The organism is Kocuria marina (assembly GCA_014652975.1).
GTDB classification, from domain to species: domain Bacteria; phylum Actinomycetota; class Actinomycetes; order Actinomycetales; family Micrococcaceae; genus Kocuria; species Kocuria marina.
The window spans coordinates 31,339-48,317 of record BMZV01000007.1; the positions used below are offsets into that span (position 1 = coordinate 31,339).

The 16,979-nt window shown below is 70.0% G+C and carries 15 protein-coding genes and 2 pseudogenes; 8 read left to right on the forward strand and 9 right to left on the reverse strand.

The annotated features are described in order from the left end of the window. Window positions 1–92 precede the first annotated feature (92 nt). On the reverse strand, window positions 93–548 hold the full coding sequence (locus tag IE157_RS12070) for an Lrp/AsnC family transcriptional regulator (protein ID WP_064846879.1): 456 nt from the start codon (window positions 546–548) through the stop codon (window positions 93–95). A gap of 373 nt (window positions 549–921) precedes the next feature. Between IE157_RS12070 and IE157_RS12075 the strand changes: the two genes are divergently transcribed. From IE157_RS12075 to IE157_RS12085, 3 genes are read left to right on the forward strand one after another with little or no spacing between them, the layout of a single operon-like run. Continuing rightward, window positions 922–2,124: a thiamine pyrophosphate-dependent dehydrogenase E1 component subunit alpha gene (locus IE157_RS12075; RefSeq protein WP_064846845.1), complete on the forward strand. Its 1,203-nt coding sequence runs from the start codon at window positions 922–924 to the stop codon at window positions 2,122–2,124. Beyond that, window positions 2,124–3,134 carry an alpha-ketoacid dehydrogenase subunit beta gene (locus tag IE157_RS12080; RefSeq protein WP_064846846.1) on the forward strand — a complete coding sequence of 337 codons (1,011 nt, stop codon included), beginning with the start codon at window positions 2,124–2,126 and terminating at the stop codon, window positions 3,132–3,134. The genes IE157_RS12075 and IE157_RS12080 overlap by 1 nt, the downstream gene beginning before the upstream one ends. Before the next feature lie 3 nt (window positions 3,135–3,137). Next, entirely contained in the window at window positions 3,138–4,766 is a 1,629-nt protein-coding gene (locus IE157_RS12085; RefSeq protein ID WP_193520089.1) for a dihydrolipoamide acetyltransferase family protein, read from the forward strand. A 121-nt stretch (window positions 4,767–4,887) separates the two neighbouring features. Here the strand turns inward: IE157_RS12085 and IE157_RS12090 are convergent, their stop codons facing one another. Continuing rightward, on the reverse strand, window positions 4,888–5,952 hold the full coding sequence (locus IE157_RS12090; protein ID WP_193520090.1) for a polyprenyl synthetase family protein: 1,065 nt from the start codon (window positions 5,950–5,952) through the stop codon (window positions 4,888–4,890). Between the two features lie 32 nt (window positions 5,953–5,984). Beyond that, window positions 5,985–6,593 carry a LysE/ArgO family amino acid transporter gene (locus tag IE157_RS12095; RefSeq protein ID WP_193520091.1) on the reverse strand — a complete coding sequence of 203 codons (609 nt, stop codon included), beginning with the start codon at window positions 6,591–6,593 and terminating at the stop codon, window positions 5,985–5,987. Window positions 6,594–6,727: 134 nt separating this feature from the next. On the opposite strand from IE157_RS12095, the gene IE157_RS12100 reads away from it, so the two are divergent. Next, a complete protein-coding gene (locus tag IE157_RS12100) occupies window positions 6,728–7,342 on the forward strand; it encodes a malonic semialdehyde reductase (protein ID WP_193520092.1) in 615 nt (204 codons plus the stop codon). A 6-nt stretch (window positions 7,343–7,348) separates the two neighbouring features. Here the strand turns inward: IE157_RS12100 and IE157_RS12105 are convergent, their stop codons facing one another. Beyond that, complete coding sequence (locus IE157_RS12105; RefSeq protein WP_064846851.1) at window positions 7,349–7,822, reverse strand: MarR family winged helix-turn-helix transcriptional regulator; 474 nt, start codon at window positions 7,820–7,822, stop codon at window positions 7,349–7,351. A gap of 17 nt (window positions 7,823–7,839) precedes the next feature. Here IE157_RS12105 and IE157_RS12110 point away from each other — a divergent pair, with 17 nt between their 5' ends. After that, window positions 7,840–9,372: a CoA transferase gene (locus IE157_RS12110; RefSeq protein ID WP_193520093.1), complete on the forward strand. Its 1,533-nt coding sequence runs from the start codon at window positions 7,840–7,842 to the stop codon at window positions 9,370–9,372. Here IE157_RS12110 and IE157_RS12115 read toward each other — a convergent pair. Beyond that, window positions 9,338–10,522, reverse strand: coding sequence for an aminotransferase-like domain-containing protein (locus tag IE157_RS12115; RefSeq protein ID WP_193520094.1), 1,185 nt, complete (start codon window positions 10,520–10,522; stop codon window positions 9,338–9,340). The genes IE157_RS12110 and IE157_RS12115 overlap by 35 nt on opposite strands. Then, window positions 10,519–11,556 (reverse strand): agmatinase, encoded by a 1,038-nt coding sequence (speB, locus tag IE157_RS12120; protein ID WP_193520095.1) that lies wholly within the window; start codon window positions 11,554–11,556, stop codon window positions 10,519–10,521. The genes IE157_RS12115 and speB overlap by 4 nt, the downstream gene beginning before the upstream one ends. A 214-nt stretch (window positions 11,557–11,770) precedes the next feature. On the opposite strand from speB, the pseudogene IE157_RS12125 reads away from it, so the two are divergent. The 3 genes and pseudogenes from IE157_RS12125 (at window position 11,771) to IE157_RS12135 (ending at window position 15,640) form a co-directional block, all read left to right on the forward strand. Next, window positions 11,771–12,981: pseudogene (locus IE157_RS12125) on the forward strand (sodium:solute symporter family transporter). Beyond that, entirely contained in the window at window positions 12,978–14,705 is a 1,728-nt protein-coding gene (locus tag IE157_RS12130) for a thiamine pyrophosphate-binding protein (protein ID WP_193520096.1), read from the forward strand. The pseudogene IE157_RS12125 and the gene IE157_RS12130 overlap by 4 nt, the downstream one beginning before the upstream one ends. 422 nt (window positions 14,706–15,127) lie before the next feature. Next, window positions 15,128–15,640, forward strand: a complete 513-nt coding sequence (locus IE157_RS12135; protein WP_193520097.1) for a nucleoside deaminase — start codon at window positions 15,128–15,130, stop codon at window positions 15,638–15,640. Window positions 15,641–15,781: 141 nt separating this feature from the next. Here IE157_RS12135 and IE157_RS12140 read toward each other — a convergent pair. From IE157_RS12140 to IE157_RS12150, 3 genes and pseudogenes are all read right to left on the reverse strand, one after another. Further along, a pseudogene (locus IE157_RS12140) lies at window positions 15,782–15,928 on the reverse strand (2Fe-2S iron-sulfur cluster-binding protein); the annotation flags it as partial. Window positions 15,929–16,122: 194 nt separating this feature from the next. Next, window positions 16,123–16,329, reverse strand: coding sequence for a hypothetical protein (locus IE157_RS12145; protein WP_193520099.1), 207 nt, complete (start codon window positions 16,327–16,329; stop codon window positions 16,123–16,125). A 4-nt stretch (window positions 16,330–16,333) separates the two neighbouring features. Continuing rightward, window positions 16,334–16,909, reverse strand: coding sequence for a hypothetical protein (locus tag IE157_RS12150; RefSeq protein WP_193520100.1), 576 nt, complete (start codon window positions 16,907–16,909; stop codon window positions 16,334–16,336). Window positions 16,910–16,979: the final 70 nt, after the last annotated feature.

The window sequence follows — 16,979 nt, forward strand, 5'->3', positions numbered from 1 at the left end:
AACCGTGAACGATCCGTGGATGACCGCGGCGGCCACCCCATCCATGTCGATCGTATGCCGAGCATCCGACGCCACCCACGGGCAGGGCTCCGTCACCCGCGGACGTCCACGTCCTCGAAGATCAGGAACGTCTGCGTGTCCACGACCTCCGGCATGGGCTGGATGCGGTCGAAGATCACCTCCCGCAGTTCCGCCGTGCCCCGGGCGCGCACGAGGAGCATGACGTCGAACGTGCCACCCACCAGTGCGATGTGCTGCACCTGGGGGATCTTGCGCAGCTTCACGCACAGGGACGGCCACGTGTTCTGCTTCAACCGCACTGTCACGTATGCCGAGGCCTCAAGCCCCGCCCGCGCGGGATCGATCACCGCGGTGTAGCGCAGCACCACGCCTTGTTCGTGCAGCCTGCGGATGCGCTCGTAGGCGTGCGCGCGGGAGATGTGGACCTTGGCCGCGAGCGCGGTCACCGATTGCCGTGCGTCCGCCGAGAGTTCCTCCAGGATCCGTCGATCCGTGTCGTCCAGTTCGGGGCGCTCCCGCTCCGCCATCCGGTACTCCTTCTCTGTCATCGTGCCCCGCGGTCTCTCGTCATGGGCCTCGCGCTCCATGACCATGGGCCTCACGCCCCTTCGCGACGGCCCGCGCGCTTCGGGGGTGACGACGACGCCGCGCCGAGCGCCGTCGTCACCGGACGCGACGCGGTAGACGAAGCAGCATGACGCACGTCACTACCAAGCATATTGTCCATGAGAGCGCCCCAGAATCACCGTTCGTCCACGAATTTCCCCCGGTGTGGAGACGAGGCGGCCGAATTTTTCATACTGTGCGGACGATGTGTCCACCCCGCCCTTCGCTGCGCGCTGCCGCGGAACGAGGTGCCGGGCACCACCGACTTCCACACAGAGAAGAAAGGGACGCACCATGAGCGAGCCCACCCCCGCCGGTGGCGAATCCGCCGCCCAGGAGCACACCCCGTCCGTGAATCCGGCGGTGGAGGCCTCCAAAAACTTCGGGATCACCCCCGAGCAGTACATGCTGCCCGCGAGCAGCGAGATCCGGCTGCTGAACCCCGACGGCAGCGCGGTCCCGGAGTCCGAGCAGGGTCAGGAGCCCGGCCACGAGTACCCCATGCCGGAGAACTCCCGCCTGCTGGACGCCTACGAGAAGCTCGTGGTGGGCCGGCGCATCAACGACCAGAACATGGCGCTCGTGCGACAGGGCCGCATGGCGGTCTACCCGTCCAGCCACGGCCAGGAGGCCTGCCAGGTGGCGGCTGCCCTGTGCCTCGAGGACGACGATTGGTTGTTCCCCACCTACCGTGACTCCGTGGCCGTGATGTCCCGCGGTGTGGATCCGCTGGAGGTCATGAGCACCTACCGCGGGGACTGGCACGGCGGCTACGACCCCCGCAAGTACAAGGTCTCCGTCCAGGCCACTCCGCTGACCACGCAGCTGCTGCACGCCGTGGGTGTGGCCCACGCCGCCAAGCTGCGCGGCGAGAACACGGTGACGTTGGCCATGTGCGGTGACGGGGCGACGTCGGAGGGGGACTTCCACGAGGCCCTGAACTTCGCGGCCGTCTTCCAGCTGCCCGTCCTGTTCCTGGTGCAGAACAACGGGTACGCGATCTCCGTGCCGCTGTCCTCGCAGACGCGCGCGCCGTCCCTGGCCCACAAGGGTGTGGGCTACGGGATGGCCAGCGAGCGCGTGGATGGCAACGACCTCGCGGCGCTGCTCTCCGTCCTGGGCCGCGGCGTGGAGCTGTGCCGCCAGGGCGGCGGTCCGCTGCTCGTGGAGGCCATGACCTACCGCATGCAAGCGCACACCAACGCGGACGACGACACCCGTTACCGCGAGCGCGACGAGGTCAGCGAGTGGGTGGCCAAGGACCCGATCACCCGCATGCAGCGCTACCTCTCCGACCAGGGTGCGCTGGACGACGCCGCGTCCCAACGGATCTCGGAGCACGCCGAGGCCATGGCCAAGCGGCTGCGCGAGGCCATGGCCTCCAAGCCGGAACTGGATCCCCAGGACCTGTTCCGCTTCGTCTACCACGAACCCACGACCCAGTTGCGCGAACAAGCCGCTCAGCTGGCCGACGAGCTCTCCCGAGAGGAGGCGTGATGAGCGTTTCGAAAGTCAGTTTCGCCAAGGCGCTGAACACCGCACTCGCGGACGCCATGGAGGCGTCCCGGGAGGTCGTGGTCTTCGGTGAGGACGTGGGGACCCTGGGCGGGGTCTTCCGCATCACGGACGGGTTGACCGCGCGCTTCGGCCGCGAGCGCTGCTTCGACACCCCGCTCGCGGAGTCGGGGATCATCGGCACCGCGGTGGGCATGGCCATGAACGGCATGCGCCCGGTCGCGGAGATGCAGTTCGACGCGTTCGCGTACCCCGCGTTCGAGCAGGTGGCCTCCCACGTGGCCAAGATGCACAACCGGACCCGCGGCAAGCTGCCCATGCCCCTGGTCATCCGCATCCCCTACGGCGGTGGCGTGGGCGGTGTGGAACACCACTGCGACTCCTCCGAGTCCTACTACGCGCACACCCCGGGGCTGAAGGTCTTCACCCCGGCCTCCGTGACGGACGCCTACGTGATGCTGCGCGAGGCGATCGACTCGCCGGACCCCGTGGTGTTCTTCGAGCCCAAGCGGCTGTACTGGTCCACCGCGCAGGTGGACCTGGACGAGCTGCGCTCGCAGTACGAGAACGGGACGCTGCCGCGCCGGGAGGGCCACGCCGTCGTCGCCCGCGAAGGCAGTGACGCGACCCTGATCAGCTACGGGCCGTCCGTGCCCGTGTGCCTGGCCGCAGCCGAGGAAGCCGCCCGGGACGGGATGTCCGTGGAGGTCGTGGACCTGGGCTCCGTGGTCCCCTACGACGACAAGACCGTGGCCGCCTCGGTGCGCAAGACCGGGCGCGCCGTGGTCGTGGCCGAGGCCCAGGGCTTCGCGTCTGTGGCCTCGGAGATCGCCGCGCGCACCCAGGAACGCTGCTTCCACTCGCTCGCCGCACCGGTGCTGCGGGTCACGGGATTCGACATCCCCTACCCCTCGCCGTCCTTCGAGCACCACCACATCCCGAGCTCCGAGCGCGTCCTGGATGCCCTGGACGACCTGCAATGGGAGGACTGACCCGTGAGCATCAATGTGTTCAACCTGCCCGACCTGGGCGAAGGGCTCACCGAGGCGGACATCCTCCGCTGGCTCGTGGCCGAGGGTGACACCGTCACCATGGACCAGCCGATCGTGGAGGTGGAGACCGCCAAGTCGGCCGTGGAGGTACCCACCCCGTTCGAGGGCGTGGTGCACACACTCCACGGCGCCGAGGGCGACACGCTGCTGGTGGGCCAACCGCTGATCTCCGTCTCCGACGGCATCGAGGCCCCGGAGTCCGCCGCGGGTTCCGGATCCGACGACGACGCTCCCGAGCCCACCCACGGGGCCGGGTACCGCGAGGAGGAGCTCGCGGGCACCCGCCCGTCGGCCGAGCTCTCCGTGGACGAGGCCGACCCCGAGGCCGGCGAGGACGAGTCCTCCGGCAACGTGTTGATCGGTTACGGGACGTCCGCCGCGGGGTCCTCCCGGCGGCGGCGGCGCAAGCGCGGCGGTCCTGCCGCTCCGGACGGCGCTGCCCCCACGGGCGCGGCTGCCCACACGCACGACGCGCTGACCGCGGCACCCCGGATGGCCCCCACGGTCGTCTCGCCACTCGTGCGCAAGCTCGCGCGCGAACACGGCGTGGACATCACCGCGCTCGCGGGCACCGGCCCGGGCGGTCTCATCATGCGCCGCGACGTCCTCATTGCGCTGGACCAGGTCGAGGACCAGCGTTCCCGGGCCGACGCCGCCGGGCCGGCTCCCACGGGTCTGGCCACGGCCGGTCCCGCGGCCCCGGGTCTCACGACCGGTGCACCCGTTCCGCCGCCCCCGGCACCGGGTGGACCGGGGGCTCAGGGTGGACCTGCGGGCCTGGCCGGGGCTCCGAAGCCGCCCGCGGCGCCGTCGTCCTCGCCGGAGCTCGGTGGGACGGGTCAGGACGTGGACCCCCGCACGGGGTTGGGCGTGGCCGTCCGGGAGCCCGTCAAGGGTGTGCGCAAGACCATTGCGGACGCCATGACGCGCTCGCGAGGCGAGATCCCCGAGGCCACCGTGTGGGTGGACGTGGACGCCACCGAGCTGCTGCGCTTGCGCGCCGAGCTCAAGGCCGCGGACCCGCGGACCACGCCCAGCCTGCTCGCGCTGATCGCGCGGTTCACGTTGGCCGGGCTGCAGCGGTTCCCGCAGTTGAACGCGCGCATGGACACCGCGCCGGACGGATCCCGCACGATCACCCGGTTCCAGGGCATCAACCTGGGGCTCGCCGTGGAGTCCGAGCGCGGGCTCATGGTGCCCAACCTGCGCAACGCGGACCGGCTCAGCGCCGTGGAGCTCACGGTGGCCATGCGGGAGGTCATCGACGTCGCCCGCTCCGGCAAGGCCTCCCCCGCGCAGCTGAGTGGTTCCACGTTCACGCTGAACAACTACGGGGTGTTCGGCACGGACGGTGCCACGCCCATCATCAACCACCCGGAGGTCGCGATCCTGGGGATCGGTCGGATCATCGACAAGCCGTGGGTGGTCAACGGTGAACTCGCGGTGCGCAAGGTCGCGACCCTGTCGATCGCTTTCGACCACCGCGTGTGCGACGGCGGCGCGGCGGGCGGCTTCATCCGCTTCGTGGCCGACTGCATCGAGAACCCCGCGGGGGCGCTGGCGCGGATCTGATCGTCCCGGCGCGGGGTGCGCTGCCGCTCACGGCGTGCACCCCGCTCTCCTGACGACGGCGCGTGGACCTCGGTCCGCGCGCCGTCGCCGTGTGTGGGGCACGGCTTGTGCCGCGTCGGTGTCAGCGGATCAGCTCCCGCTCCGCCCATCCCGTGAGTCGTTCCGTGAGGGGCGCGGGGAGGTCCCCGGCGGTCATGGCGTCCCGCGCCCGCTCGACGGCGATCTCGACCATCCGTGCCACGGCCGCGTCCGCGCCGGAGCGGGACAGCAGATCGCGGGCGTGGGCGACGTCGTCGGACGAAGCGGTTCGCTGCACGCAGCGTTCACGGAGCGCGCGCCACGCGGGGCCGTGCGGGCCGGACTCCACGAGGCAGCCCAGCACGGTGCGGCGCCCGGAGGTCAGGAACCGGGCCGGGGCGTCGTCGACCTCCGAGCCCGCGCACACGCTCAACTCCCCCGCGAGTGCATGGGCGACGCCGAGCGCGCGGCCGGCCTGCGCGAGGGCCGTGACCTGCGCGGTCGGGGCACCCCCGAGGACTGCTCCGGCGCGCAGCGGCGCCTCGAAGCACGGGACGGCGCTGCCGATCCGCAGGGCGTCGAGGACCTCCTGGCGAGAAACCGCCCCGGTGCGCCGCGCGTGTTCGGCGGCCATCCGATCCCCGGCGGCGGCGTGGAACGCAGCGTGGTCGAGGATGTCCAGGAGCTTGAGCAGGCGGGACTCCGGCGCGTGGGACGTCGCGATCATCCGGTAGGCGCCGGACAGGGCGAGGTCGCTCGCGAGGGCGTCGTCGGCCTCCCCGGCGGCATCGGTGTGGGCCGAGCGCGCCATGGTCGCGCCATGGGGCGAGAGGTCACTGGGCGTTGCGCCGCCGGGTGTCGTCTGCACGCCGTCGCGGAGCTCGAGGGACGCGCGGAGCAACTCGAAGGCGGCCGCCACCGCGTTGAGGACCGGGCGGGTGGGCCGGGCCGGATAGGACTCCGCCGCGGCCATCACGAGCCCCTGTTGCAGCCCGTCCCCGGGGCCGGTCACGCGGGCCACGCACTCCCAGACGTGCTCGTAGCCGGGACTCAGTTCGGCGGCCCGGCGACCGGAGTGCTCCAGGAAACCGCACAGTGCCGCGGCCGGGGTGAATTCCTGGGACCTACGCCCGGTTCCGCTGCTGGTGTAGGAGGACGTGGGCGTCATGGCACCATTCCAGCACACGCGTCAATGAGGGCTCAGACCCCTGGCATGAACGCGAGCTTGACGGCGATGAACAGCATGACCAGCCCCACACCCACATCCACGATCCGCCAGGTCAGCGGGGTGTTGAGCACCTGGGACAGGGCGCGCGCACCCCAGCCCAGCGCGGAGAACCAGATCACGGAACCGGTCATGGCACCGGCGGCGAAGATCCAACGGTGGTCACCGTGCTGATTGGCCAGGTTCCCGAGCATGAGCACGGTGTCCAGGTACACGTGGGGGTTCAGCCACGTGAGGGCCAGGGTGGTGAGCACCGCGGTGCGCAGTGAGCCACCGCCCTCCTGAGCCGCCTCGAGGGTCTGGGGTTTCAGCGCCGACTTGAACGAGAGCACGGCGAATCCCACGAGGTAGAGGACCCCGGCCCAGCGGAAGATGTCCAGCAACCAGGGCGCGCGTTCGATCAGGAACCCGATGCCGGCGGTTCCCAGGGCGATCAGCACCACGTCCGAGGCGATGCAGATCGCCACCACGACGCCCAGGTGTTGGCGGCGGATGCCCTGTCGCAGTACGAAGGCGTTCTGGGCCCCGATGGCCACGATGAGGGCCAGGCCCGTGAGGACACCGGGCAGGAAAGCTGTAGTCACCCGAACAAGTTACCGCCCACGTGAGCTTGCTGACATTCGGTTTACGGTGCCACGGCACAGCACGTATAGTTTCTGAAGAAATTATTGCGGACGCCCGATGAACCGGGTGTCCGACGCCGTAGAAAGGACGTGCCATGACCGTCATGACCGCTGAACATTTGGCCCTTGCGATTACCGAGGAGGATGCCGACCGTCTGTTTTTCGACGCCCGCACCGCGAACCACTTCACGGACGAGCCCGTGACCGAGGACGAGAAGCGCGCCATCTACGAGATCACCAAGATGGGCCCCACCGCGTTCAACTCCCAGCCCCTGCGCATCACGTGGCTGGAGACCCCCGAGGCCCGCGAGCGCCTGGTCCAGCACATGAGCGGCAGCAACCAGGAGAAGACCCGCAAGGCCCCGCTGACCGCAATCCTGGCCTACGACGAGAACTGGCACACCCGCTTCCCCGAGTTCCTCCCCGCCGCCCCGCAGCTGCAGGGCATGTACGACGACAACGATGATCTCCGCCTGACCAGTGGCAAGGCCAACTCCCACATCCAGGTGGGCTACTTCATCGTGGCCGCGCGCGCCGCGGGTCTGGCCGCCGGGCCCATGACCGGTTTCGACGCCGAGGCCGTGGACCGGGAGTTCTTCGCCGGGACGGGCAAGCGCTCGATCGTGGTCGTGAACCTGGGGCACCCCGTGGCCCCCGCCTACGAGCGCGGCCCCCGCTTCCTCGAGGACGACGTCACAGAGACCCTCTGACCCGGGTCAGTCCCCGCTCGACTCCTGGGCCCGCGCGAGCTTGGCCAACACCGGCAGCGCGGCGTCCAGGAGGTCGAGTTCCTCGGCACTCAATTCGGACAGCACATCCGCGACCCGTTCACTGCGGTGCTGATCCTCACGCGCGAGCACCTCTTCCCCCTGCGGGGTCAGCGACACCAGGACGGCCCGCGCATCGGTGGGGTCCGGATCGCGTTGCACGAGTCCGGCCTTGCTCAGCCGGTCCACGCTCTGCGTGGCCGTGGGGGTGCGCACCCCGAGGTTCGAGGCGATGCTCGTCATGCGGGCACCGCCCGGTTTGAGCATGGTCAACAAGCTGATCTGCTGACTCGTGAGCTCCCGCGCCCCCTCCATGCTGCGTAGGAAGTACACCCCTTGGCGCAGCACCGCACGCAGTCGCGCGGCGCTGCGCAGCATGCGGGCTCGGCGGTCGTCGGCGGCCGGAGCGTGCGAGGAGTCCATGACTCACAATCCTAAGCATGCGCGGTACGGCCTCCTCCCGCGTGAACCCCGCGGAGCGCGCCCGTGTGCTTGAATCGTGGCCCACGGTTCCGGCCCCGGGAGGCAGCGGCATGCAGGAGATCCTTTCGGCACTCGACGGGCTGCTCCCGCGCGCGAGTGAGCACGCGGCGACCGCGGTGCACGGTAGTGGTCGGTACTGGTCCGGACCGTTGGACGTCCAGCGGCTGGCGGTTTCGGGGGTGGGGCTGGCAGTGGCGGGCGCCCAGCAGCTCGCCCGCACCATGGGCCATCGGGACAGCGTCATCACGGCGCGGCTGCCGGAGGTCATCGCGGCGTTCGACTCGGTCTCCCACCTCCGCCTCGACGGGCAGTCCCTGCCCGGCTTCGCCCCGTGTTCCGGTTTCTTCCCCGTGTCGGACGGCTGGCTGCGCACGCACGCCAATTACCCGCACCACCGCGAGCGTTTGTTCCGCGCCCTGGACATCACGCACGACGACGCCCTCGCACCCGCCCTCGCCCAGCTCACCGGGGAGCAGGCCGAGTCCCGGATCGTCGCCGAGGGCGGCATTGCCGCTCGCGTGGCCACGGAGCAGGAATGGCGCGCAGATGCGGCGTCCGAGTCGGGGCCGTGGCTCGAGCTCACCCCGGCGGACATCCCCGTCCGAGTGTTCGACCGTGACGGTTCCGGCGCGTCGATCCGTTCGTCCGATTCCGCAGGCTGTCCGTCCAGTTCCGTGAAGGGTCCGTTCGCGGCACCGCGGGGGACGGCGTCGCTCACTCCCCTGGCGGGCGTACGCGTGGTCTCCCTGACCCGGGTGATCGCGGGCCCCACGGCCACCAAGTTCCTGGCAGCCCTGGGCGCGGACGTGCTGCGCATCGACCCTCCCGCCCTGCCCGAACTGCTCGGCCAGCACCTGGACACCGATTCGGGGGTGCGCTGCGTGTCGTGGGATCTGGCGGATCCCGCGCGGGCGGAGGATCTGGCCGACGCCCTGGACGCCGCGGACGTCCTGCTCACGGGGTACCGGCCCGGCTCCCTGACCGATCTCGGTCTCGCCGCCGCGAGCATCCGCGACCGCTTCCCCCACCTGGTCCACGTGGAACTCAGCGCGTGGGAGCCTTCCGGCCCTCGGGGCGGGCAGCGTGGATTCGACAGCATCGTCCAGGCCGCCACGGGGATCGCCCAACACTACGGTGCGCGGGACGAGCACGGTAAGTGGCGCCCCGGGGCCCTACCGGTCCAGGCCCTGGACCACACCGCGGGCTACGGCATGGCCGCCGCGGCCTGCGCGCTGCTCGCCACGGGGACCGCGGGCCACGCACGGGTGTCCCTCGAACGCACCGCGCGGGCCCTGTTGGATGCGCGCACTCTCCGGACCGCGCAGGACGCCCATCTCTCCCCCGCGACCCTGACCGCGCCCACCGACCACGGGATGCTCGAGTACGTCCCGTCGCCGGTCCGCGTCCACGGCGCTCGGCCTCCGGCGGAAGCACCGCGGTGCGAGCACGACGGCGTCAGAGGTCCCGCAGCACCTGCGCGAACCGCTTGACGCCCTCCCGGATCCGCGCGGGAGCAACACCGGAGAACGCGAGCCGCACCGCGTCCGAGTCCCGGCCATCCATGTAACACGCCGAGCCCGGTACCAGGACCACCCCATGGGCGATCGCCTCCGCGAGGACGTCCTTGCCCACCAACCCGTCCGCCGTGACCCACGTGAAGAACCCGCCCGTGGGCGTGGTCCACCGCGCGGAGGACGGCATGAACTCGGTCAACGCCGCGTCCATGGCTTCCCAGCGCTCGCGGTACAGGGTCACAGCGTTGTCGAGCGCGGGCTCCCAGTGCTCGGAACCCACCCACGCCGTGACGAGGGACTGTGCCAGGTTGGACGGGTGGATCACCACGGACTCCGCGGCGATCTGCAACCGGCCCCTGACCTCCGGGGGAGCCGCGATCCAGCCGATCCGCAGCCCCGGGGCGAAGATCTTGGAGAAGCTGCCCAGGTGGATCACGTGCTCCGGGTCCATCCCGTGCATCGAGGCCAGGGGCTGCGCGCGGTCGAAGGACAGCAGGGCGTAGGGATCGTCCTCGATGATCATCACGTCCCGATCGGCGCACACCCGCACCAGTTCGCGCCGCCGCTCCACCGGCATGGTCACGCCCGTGGGGTTCTGGAAACTGGGGATCACGTACACGAACGGGACGCGCTCACCCTGCGCCGCGGCGTCGTCCAACGCGTCGGCGACGGCGCTCGGGTCCATGCCGTGCTCGTCCACCGGGACGTGACGCACGTCCACCTCGTACGCGCCGAACACGCCCAGCGCACCCACGTAGGTGGGGCCCTCGGCCAGGATCACGTCCCCGGGATCGCAGAACAGCTTGGTCACGAGGTCCAACCCGGCTTGGGACCCGGTGGTCGGCAGGACGTCCGCCTCCGTGACCGTGGACCCGCCCCGCGCCATGAGCCGCACGCTCAGTTCGCGCAGGCCCGCGGTCCCCGCGCCGGAACCGTACTGCAGGATCTCACCGGCGCGCTCACGGATCAGCTGCGCGGCCAGATCCCCCACGGTCCCGCCCGGCAGCACGGACAGATCCGGGTTGCCCCCGGCCAGGGACACCACCGAGGGGTCCATGGCCGTCTCGAACACCGCGCGCACCGGGGAGGGCCGGAACTCCCCCGCGCGGGACGCGAACGCGCTCATCGCTGGCCCCCGTAACGGGCACCCGAAATGCCATAGGCGGGGCCGTCCGCGGACGCGCCGGCGCCCAGGCTGATGAGCGAGATCAGCTCGTAGACCACGTGGGCCGCGGCGATCCCGGTCAGTTCGGCGTGGTCGTAGGCGGGGGCGACCTCCACGACGTCGCACGCGACGACGTCCAGACCGCGCAGACCGCGCAGGATCTCGAGGACCTCGCGGCTCGTGATGCCACCGGCCTCGGGCGTGCCGGTGCCGGGGGCGTGGGCGGGGTCCAGGACGTCGATGTCCAGGGAGACATACAGCGGGCGGTCCCCCACGCGCTCGCGCAGAGCCGCGACCACGGCGTCCACGCCGGAGCGCATGACGTCCGCGGAGGAGACGATCTCGAAACCGAAGCGAGCGTCGTCGTCCAGGTCCTGGGTGCCGTAGAGGGGCCCGCGGGTGCCCACGTGCATCACGGCGTCCGTGTCGATGATGCCTTCCTCGAACGCCCGGCGGAACGGGGTGCCGTGGGTGTACTCGGCACCGAAGTAGGTGTCCCACGTGTCCAGGTGGGCGTCGAAGTGCAACAGCGCGATCTTGCCGTGCCGTGAGTGGGCGGCGCGCATGAGCGGCAACGCGATCGTGTGGTCCCCGCCGATCGCCACGACCTTGGTGGACTCCCCCATGAGCTCCTTGGCGGCGGTCTCGATGGACGCGATGGCCTCGGGGATGTCGAACGGGTTGCCCACGATGTCCCCGGCGTCCGCGACCTGCAGGTGGGCGAACGGCGAGTGGTTCTGCGCGGGGTTGTAGGGGCGCAGCAACCGGGAGGACTCGCGCACGTGATTCGGACCGAAGCGCGCACCGGAACGGTAGGAGACGCCCGAGTCGAACGGCACGCCCACCACGGCGATGTCCGTGTGCTCCACCTGATCCGTGCGGGGCAACCGCGCGAACGTGGCCGGCCCGGCCCACCGCGGTGTCAGGGCCGCGTTGACGGGGCCCACCCGTTGCTCACCCGCTGCATTGGTTTCGACGACGCGTTCCGGTTCCACAGCTGAACTCCTTACCTCCCGGGGATCACCCGGGGACGTGCACCGCGGTTCTCGGGGCGTGGTTCCCACGAACACGGCACCCGCGGCGGCGTGAACCACCACCGCGGTGATACTTTTTGTGACCTGGTGCATAGAACCCTAGTGCCAACCACCCCGCCCACGAGCGCATCCGATCGCGCGCGCGGACACCCCGAGTTCTGTCGAGGAGACCCCCGTGAACGTCCTGGTCATCGTGCTGTACCTGATCGCCATGGTGGTGATCGGGCTGTGGGCGGCACGCCGCGCCCGCACCGCCACCGATTACCGGGTGGCCGGGCGCCGGCTGGGAACGGGGTTGTACACCTCCACGATGGCCGCCGTGGTCCTGGGCGGCGCCTCCACCGTGGGCGGTGTGGGTCTCGGGTACCAGTACGGGATCTCCGGGATGTGGCTCGTGGTGGCGATCGCCGTGGGCCTGGGGGTCCTGAGTCTGTTCTTCGCCGCGCGCATCCAGTCGCTCAAGGTCTTCACCGTCTCCCAGATGCTGCAGTTGCGCTACGGCGCCAAGGGCGGGGCCACGGCGTCCTCTTTCGTGATGCTCGCGTACACGATCATGATCGCGGTGACCTCCACCGCGGCGTACGCGGCGATCTTCTCCGTCCTGTTCCCGATCTCCCGGCCGTGGGCCATCCTCCTGGGTGGCGCCGTGGTGATCGCATACTCGGTGCTCGGTGGCATGTGGTCCATCACCCTCACGGACCTCATGCAGTTCGTGTTCATGACCGTGGGGATCTTCGCGATCCTCCTGCCGTTCTCGCTGGCCGCCGGGGGTGGGTGGTCCGGGATCCGTGAGCGGCTGGACTCCTCCTTCTTCGACCTGGGCGCCATGGGTCTGCAGGGGATCATCACGCAGTTCGTGATCTACGGATTCGGCATGCTGATCGGCCAGGACATCTGGCAGCGCGTGTTCACCGCCCGCTCCCCCGGGGTCGCCCGCTGGGGCGGGGTGATCTCCGCCGGGTATGTGGCCCTGTACGGCGTGGCTGGCGCCCTGATCGGCACCGCTGCGGCCGCCGTTCTTCCCACCCTCGAGATGCCGGACGAGGCCTTCGCGGCCATGGCCCAGCAGCACGTCCCCGTGGGCCTGGGTGGTGTGGTGCTCGCCGCGGGCGTCGCGGCCATGATGTCCACCGCCTCCGGGGCCACGATCGCCGCGGGCTGCTGTGGCCGCGCGCCACCGCGGCCGGCGCCATGTGGTCCATGGGGGTGGGGGTTGTAGCCACAGTGGCGGGCATGATGGTCTTCGGGGTGCTCGCCAACGCACCCATCTACATGGGGCTGATCGCCTCCGCAGTGGTGTTCGTGGCGGTGTCACTCATGAGCAGGCCCACCCCGTCCGACGTCAGTCAGGAATGGAACCGACGGACTCAGGAGTCCAAGGCATGAGCAACGAGAACACGGTCACCGCCGCCCCCGGGGGGTTCGAGAACCCGGCGGGGGCGGCGTCGTCGCACCCCGAGCGCACCACGGCCCGTGCCGTCCTGGAGACGCTGCGCGGCTACGGGATCGACACGGTCTTCGGCATCCCGGGCACGCACTCGCTCGAGTTCTACCGGCCGCTGCGCGAGCTGGGGATCCGCCCGATCACCACGCGCCACGAACAGGGCGCGTCCTACGGCGCGGACGGTTGGTCCCAGGTGCGCGGGCTGCCCGGCGTGGTCATCACGACCTCCGGACCCGGCCTGCTCAACTCACTGTCCGGCGCGGCCACCGCGTACGCCGAGTCCCGGCCCATGATCCTGCTCTCCCCGGGGCGGCCCGTGGGACACGACTTCCGGGACATCGGCTCGCTGCACGAGACCAAGAACCCGTCCGCCGCGGTCAATGCGATCGTGGGCGTGTCCCGGCGCGTGACCTCCGCCGCCGAGGCCGTGACCATGATCCACGACGCCATGCGCGACTTCGCACACTCCCGGCCGCGGCCCATCCACATCGAGATCCCCCTGGACATCCTCGAGGCCCCCGCGGACGTCCCCGAGTCCGCGACCGCACCCCGCCCCCTGGGCGAGCCCGCGCCGGCACCGGAGGCCGACGTCGCCGCGGCCGTCGAGGCGCTCGCCGCGAGTGAGCGCCCGGTCATCCTGGCCGGCGGTGGTTCCCTGGCCGCCGGGGAGCACCTGCTCGAGCTGGCCGAACTGCTCGAGGCACCCGTGATCACCACGACCAACGGCAAGGGAGCGATCCCCGAAAAACACCGGCTCTCCCTGGGCGCGGACCTGCGGCTGAGCACGGCCCACGAGTTCCTGCGCTCGCGGGACGCCCTGCTCGTGATCGGCTCCAAGGTGGGCGAGGCCGAGCTGTGGGGCGGCGACATCACCCCGCAGGGGCCCGTGGTGCGCGTGGACATCATGCGCGACCAGATGCTGTGCAACCTCACCCCGGACGTCGAGGTCCCGGGCAACTCCGCCGCGGTGGTCCCCCAGTTGCTCGCTGGTCTGCGGGCGCGGGCCGACGCCGGGGGGCCCGGCCACGCCGCCGGCTCGGCCGACGTCGCCGACTCGGATGCGGCGGGCGACGTCGCGCCCTCCGCGCGGACGGCACCAGACCTGCGCGAGGTCTTCGATGCGATGGATGAGGAGGGCCGCACGTGGGCCCCCGAGCTCGCGGCGCTCAACGAGACCATCATGGACGTGGTCCCGGACGACACGATCCTGGCGGGCGACTCGTCCCAGGTGACCTACATGGGATCCACCACGTTCTTCCGCGCACCCGTTCCCCACTCCCTGCTCTACATGGGGACGTACGCGACGCTGGGTTACGGCCTGCCCGCGGCGATCGGCGCCAAGCTGGCCGCGCCCGAGCGCCCGGTGGTGTGCCTCGTGGGGGACGGCGCCCTGATGTTCTCCATCCAGGAACTGATGACCGCGGTGGAACTGGGCCTGGACCTGCCCGTGATCTGCGTGGACAACGGCGGCTACGGGGAGATCCGGCAGAACATGGTGGACCGCTCCATCCAGCCGCTCGGTGTGGACCTCGTGCAGCCGGACTGGGTGCGCTTGGCCGAGGGCTTCGGCGCCACTGGCCTCCCCGCGACCATGGACACCCTCGCGGACACGGTGCGCACGGCGCTGGAGACCAAGGGGACGAGTTTGGTGCACCTCAAGATCTGAGTGTGCCCGCCTGGGGCGCGGCCGGGTGAGGCGTGCGGCCGGACGGAGGCGCATGCTTCACCGGCTCGACCGTCACGTTGCCCCTTCCACCTCCCTGGGCATTTCTAGTGGAGCAAATGCACGCAGGGCGGCAGAAATCTGCTTCAACGGAGTAAAAGCAAAGGCGCATCCAGCGCTCGCGCCGCAATCAGGTGAGTCATCCGTTGGATCCAGGAGTGGGCACCCACTGGCCGTCGCGAGGCATGAGGTCTCCTAGCTGTACAGCTAGGAGACCGCCATCGTGGATGACCACTTGGTGGAGGAGACGCGCCGTCGCGTGGAGAGCAGCGAGCTCACGGACACCGGCCAGATCCATCGCGTCTACAAGAGCGACTCCCCCTGATTCTCACCACCGCAATCTAAGACCCATGACAGGAAGCACCATGACCCCTCCCAACCACACCACCTCGGCCCCGGCCGACGCCTCCGTGCAACGCCACCTCCGCAGCGCGATCGACGTGGCCGTGCGCAACGCCTCCGAGGACGGCGGCCCGTTCGGCGCCGTCGTCGTGACCGCGGACGGGCGCGAGTTCACGGCGGTCAACCGCGTCACCGCGGACAACGATCCCACCGCCCACGCCGAGGTCTCCGCGATCCGTGCCGCGTGCGCCGCCCTGGGCACGTACGACCTCAGCGGCGCCGTGCTCTACTCGAGCTGCGAACCGTGCCCCATGTGCCTGTCGTCCTCGCTGTGGGCGCGCTTGGACGCCGTGTACTTCGCCGCGGACCGCCACGACGCCGCGGACGGCGGCTTCGACGACGCCGTGTTCTACGACTTCTTCACCGCCACCCGGGCCCAGCGGGACGAACTGCTGCCCGTGCGCCACGTGGGCATCGACAACCGCACCAAACCCTTCGACACATGGGCGGCCAACACCTCCCGCACCGCGTACTGACCCGAATCCATCCACTGCACCACCGCATTCGGAGCACAACACGTGCTCACCATGTACGGCGCGATCGTTGCCGCCCCCTCATCATCGGCCAGACCGCGGGGCTGGCACCCGAACGTATCGCGCGGATGATCTCGTCCGGGCGGCGCACGCCCCGCACTCGCCCTTCGCGCAGCCTTCCTTGGCCCTGGTCAGTCCGCGTTCCCGCAGGAAGTCGAGCAGTCGGGTGTGGGGGCTGACGTCGTTGAACCCACATTGCCGACCGTGGATGGTCAATTGGATCTCGATCATGGCACTGAACTCCTCGTGACAAGCTACCGGTCACGACGTGGAGTGTGGATCCTCAGCTGTTCCGGGAGCTCCCTGGTGTCGCACCAGTGCATTTCTTGGTTGCTCGCCCGGTAGATAGTCCGATGCAGGACCCGCCGTAGGCTTCCCTCAAGGAAACCCAGATCACATGTCGGCGCAAGGCGCGGGGTTCGCCCTCAGTCCTTGTTGATGAGCTTTCCGATCCCGCTGGCGGCGCACAACACGAACACGGTGCCGGCCAGGATCAGCAGGAAGAAGGGGATGGCCGGGGCCGACAGGGTGGCCTCCGGGAACCAGGAAGCGCTCACGTAGGACACCCAGGCACACAGAATCAAGACTGCGCCACTGACGGCGAGGATGATTTCTCCCTTGAATTTCTTCATGGTCCTATCCCTTGAAATAGGGTGCGCCGAATGCCCTGACCATCCAGTAGTAATAACTGGCGGTGCCGATGCAGCGTTTGTGTTCGATGTCCGTGCTCACGTAGGTGCGTGTGCAGGTGGCATTCATGGCATTGCGGAATTCGCTGTCGCATTGCGCGCGGGAGCGGCCAGCGTCGCCCTCGGCCACGTAGCACACGTCGTGGGCGTTGCAGTCGGCGTTGAACAGCGCGTTCTGGTAGCCATGGCCGGGCACGGGGTTCGAACAGCCGTTGACCTGGGCCGAGGCGCTCATGCTCACCACCCCGGGGAAACGGTGGGGTGTCGTGGTCCGGGTCGCGTAGTCGATGTCCGCGGCGACCTGCGTCTCGCTGATGCCCGCGGCGTTGGCTGCTCGCACGATCCGGGCGTATTCGGATGCGGATATCCCCATCGATTCCGCCGTTGTCGTGGTCACCGGTTGCGCACTCGTCGTGGACACCGGCTCCGACGCGAAGGAATTCATCACGAACAGGGCGAGGAACAGCAGGGCAAGGAGCGTGATTCCCGCTGTCCTGCGGACCATCCCACCTACGGCATCCATGTCGATTCTTTCGCGTGGGCGATGATGTGGACCCCAGCCTAGGAACCCCATGGTCCACGGACAATGGCCA

Coding starts and splice junctions, on each gene's coding strand:
- IE157_RS12100 (WP_193520092.1), top strand. CDS start 6,728: ATGACCGTCATGACCGCTGAACATTTGGCCCTTGCGATTACCGAGGAG.
- IE157_RS12105 (WP_064846851.1), bottom strand. CDS start 7,822: ATGGACTCCTCGCACGCTCCGGCCGCCGACGACCGCCGAGCCCGCATG.
- IE157_RS12110 (WP_193520093.1), top strand. CDS start 7,840: ATGCGCGGTACGGCCTCCTCCCGCGTGAACCCCGCGGAGCGCGCCCGT.
- IE157_RS12115 (WP_193520094.1), bottom strand. CDS start 10,522: ATGAGCGCGTTCGCGTCCCGCGCGGGGGAGTTCCGGCCCTCCCCGGTG.
- IE157_RS12090 (WP_193520090.1), bottom strand. CDS start 5,952: ATGACGCCCACGTCCTCCTACACCAGCAGCGGAACCGGGCGTAGGTCC.
- IE157_RS12130 (WP_193520096.1), top strand. CDS start 12,978: ATGAGCAACGAGAACACGGTCACCGCCGCCCCCGGGGGGTTCGAGAAC.
- IE157_RS12135 (WP_193520097.1), top strand. CDS start 15,128: ATGACCCCTCCCAACCACACCACCTCGGCCCCGGCCGACGCCTCCGTG.
- IE157_RS12070 (WP_064846879.1), bottom strand. CDS start 548: ATGGCGGAGCGGGAGCGCCCCGAACTGGACGACACGGATCGACGGATC.
- IE157_RS12150 (WP_193520100.1), bottom strand. CDS start 16,909: ATGGATGCCGTAGGTGGGATGGTCCGCAGGACAGCGGGAATCACGCTC.
- IE157_RS12145 (WP_193520099.1), bottom strand. CDS start 16,329: ATGAAGAAATTCAAGGGAGAAATCATCCTCGCCGTCAGTGGCGCAGTC.
- IE157_RS12080 (WP_064846846.1), top strand. CDS start 2,124: ATGAGCGTTTCGAAAGTCAGTTTCGCCAAGGCGCTGAACACCGCACTC.
- IE157_RS12075 (WP_064846845.1), top strand. CDS start 922: ATGAGCGAGCCCACCCCCGCCGGTGGCGAATCCGCCGCCCAGGAGCAC.